The organism is Myxococcus vastator, from assembly GCF_010894475.1.
In the GTDB taxonomy this organism is placed as follows: Bacteria; Myxococcota; Myxococcia; order Myxococcales; family Myxococcaceae; genus Myxococcus; species Myxococcus vastator.
Genome location: NZ_JAAIYB010000722.1, coordinates 1 through 2,596 on the forward strand (window position 1 = coordinate 1; position 2,596 = coordinate 2,596).

Annotated in this window: 2 protein-coding genes and 1 pseudogene; 1 reads left to right on the forward strand and 2 read right to left on the reverse strand. The window is 70.3% G+C overall.

Features of this window, described 5'->3' with window-relative positions; all coding sequences use genetic code 11:
- A pseudogene (locus tag G4D87_RS36530) lies at positions 1-797 on the reverse strand (carboxypeptidase regulatory-like domain-containing protein); the annotation flags it as partial.
- 5 nt (positions 798-802) lie between these two features.
- On the reverse strand, positions 803-1,666 hold the full coding sequence (locus G4D87_RS36535; protein WP_163787409.1) for an exonuclease/endonuclease/phosphatase family protein: 864 nt from the start codon (positions 1,664-1,666) through the stop codon (positions 803-805).
- Positions 1,667-1,939: 273 nt separating this feature from the next.
- Between G4D87_RS36535 and G4D87_RS36540 the strand changes: the two genes are divergently transcribed.
- Entirely contained in the window at positions 1,940-2,584 is a 645-nt protein-coding gene (locus G4D87_RS36540; protein WP_240358898.1) for a hypothetical protein, read from the forward strand.
- Positions 2,585-2,596 lie beyond the last annotated feature (12 nt).

A 2,596-nucleotide genomic window follows, 5' to 3' on the forward strand; every position in this document is an offset into this window, starting at 1 on the left:
GCCGCGCTCCGGAGCACCAACCCCACCTCCGGGTCCGTGGGCAAGGGCAGCAGCTCCAGCGGCTTCCCCACGGGGAGCGGAAGCGCCACTCCGTCCGCGAGCGCGGCGGCGAGGTCCGGCGCGACATGCCGAATCACGGGCAACAGCTCGCTCGCGTGCGCCGCGTCGCGAGCGTCCCGGGACACGCCACGCACCACACGCAGCGAGAACGGGCCATGCTCGGGTCGCACTCCCGTGAGCCGCACCCGCACACCGGTGGGCGCCCGGGCAGCCAGCACGGCTTCCACGACGCCGGTGACGGCCCCCTCCTCGGGCACCACGTCTCCCAGCCAGAACGTTCCATCCGCTGCCCAGGCCACCACCCGGTAGAGCGGCGCCACTGGCACGAGCACCGGCCCCAGCACCCCACCCGCCGGCGACGGCGTCACCTCCACGGGCCGCCACTCCGACACGTTGGCCAGCTCCTCCAGTCGCTCAGGCCCAGCGCCCTCGCGCCCCTCGCGCTTCGACACTTCCCACAGGTGCCGGTCCGCGTCGGTGATGGAGGCCACGCCCACGCGGGCCTCTCCCTGGAAGGGCACATCCCCTCGCAGCACCACGCGCAGACGCAGCCCCTCTGGACGCGGGGGCTCCGGCGTCACGGGCGGCGGCTTCACCGGGGTCGCGGCCTCCATGCGCTCAGCGGGTGCGCGGGGAGGTGCCACCGGCGCGGCGACATCCGCGGGCCACAGCCACCACATCGCGAGCGCCGCCAATACCAGCGCGGCGCCCCCCACACCCCATGCGCGGTGTTTCAAGCGTCTCAGTCCGTATCGCTGGTGGAATACAGCGTCAGGTAGATGGGCGCGTGGTCCGACAGGCGGGTGACGAAGTCCCGCGTGTTCCCGATGTAGTCGCGCCCCGCCGAGGAGAACTCCGTCACGTAGGTCGGCTGCATCCAGAAGTGGTCATAGGCATTCACGTAGCTGCCACTGAGGTTGATGGTGGTGGCCACGTTCAGCCTGCAGGTCACCGTGGGAGACAGCGCCACCAGGTTCGCCCACGACGACGCCGTGCACGCCATGTTGTGGTCCCCCACCAGGATGACGTCCTGGTCGGTGCGGCTGGCGTCCTGCACCGACTTGAACACCGCGTCGATGCGCTTCACCTCGGCGTCGCGGTCCGCGGCGTTGCCCCAGACGGTGTGCCAGTTGATGAACGTGTAGTCCGCGCTCGTGGGCTTGTGCCGCACGCGGACGATTTGCGGCTCGCGCTCGAACACATCCCCCGCGTCGTTGTACACGCTGGAGGACAGCAGCGACACCGTGTCCTCCCGGTACAGCACCGCGTAGATTTCCTTGTACGACGAGCGGCCGATGAGCGGCGTCTGCGCATACCGCCACGTCACGCCGGAGACCGCGTTGAGCTCCGCGACGAGGGCCGGAACCACGCTGGTGTTCATCACCTCCTGCAGGAACACCACGTCGCAGCCGTTGTTCGAATTGCTGTTCGCGCCGTACTGCCGCCAGATCTGCTCCGCGTCCTCGCGATACGTCTGCTCCGCGGTCCATCCCTCGTGACGCAGGTTCCAGCTGACGACGCGCAGATATGAGCCCGCATGGGCCAGCGTCGGAACAGCCAGGACGACCAGCACCACCACGCGCAACAACAAAGACGGCAATCCCATGGAGTGACCTCGGCGTGAGAGGGCAACGGTCCTAGTGGATGAGGTCCCTGACCGGCAACCCACTTTCCCGAAACACGAGAAATAAAGGGTCTCCAGGGACCCATGCCACGGCGTGATGCGCCCGTCGCGCGGTACGCGACGCCACACGCCTGCCCGTTAAATGCAACTTGATTGCATGTGAATCCCAATGGCAGATTATGGCGGGCGTTCCTGGAATGGGGACCTGGCGGGGACGGCGGAGCTTTGTCCTGTCACGAAGGAGGGCGCGTCATCGTGAGCCGACTCATCTGGAGCATGGGATTCGCGGGACTGGCGCTGGCCTGCGCCGTTGCCTCCTGGTTGCACCGGCCCGTGGCGCTTCCGCCGCGGGCCCCGGAGCCCGAGGCTTCAGGGCCCCGGGCCCAGGCGCCCACGCCGAGGCCAATCCCTGTCGCGCCACCGCCTTCCGCCCCTGTCCTCCAGGCGATGCCGGACTTGCGCCCCAGCGTCGAACCCACCTTGGCGCCCGCCGCACGCTCACGGCGTACGCCTCCCGCCGAGCGCCTCCCGTTGGTGAAGGCCCTGCGCGGCACCTACTCCGCGCCCGAGGCCCGCCGGGACGCGGTGCTGGCGGAGCTGGCGGCCTCCGGAGAGAGCCACGAACCCTGGACGGCGCGGGCCCGGGCGGCGCTGGCGGAGTGGCACGCCCAGGTGGAGGCCGACGTGCTGCCCGTCCAGGCCGAGCCGCCTCAGTGCTTCACGGCCGGCTGCGTCGCGCGCGTCACCTTCCCGGACGGCGACTCCTTCCAGGAGGCCTTCCGCCGCACCGCCGACCTTCAGCTCGGCGACGGCACCACGCACATGCAGTTGCCTCCCGAACGCCGGGCCTCGGGAGAGGTCGTGGCCGCGTGGCTCGTCCTGCGCCCCGCCACCCCCTGAACGCCCACACCT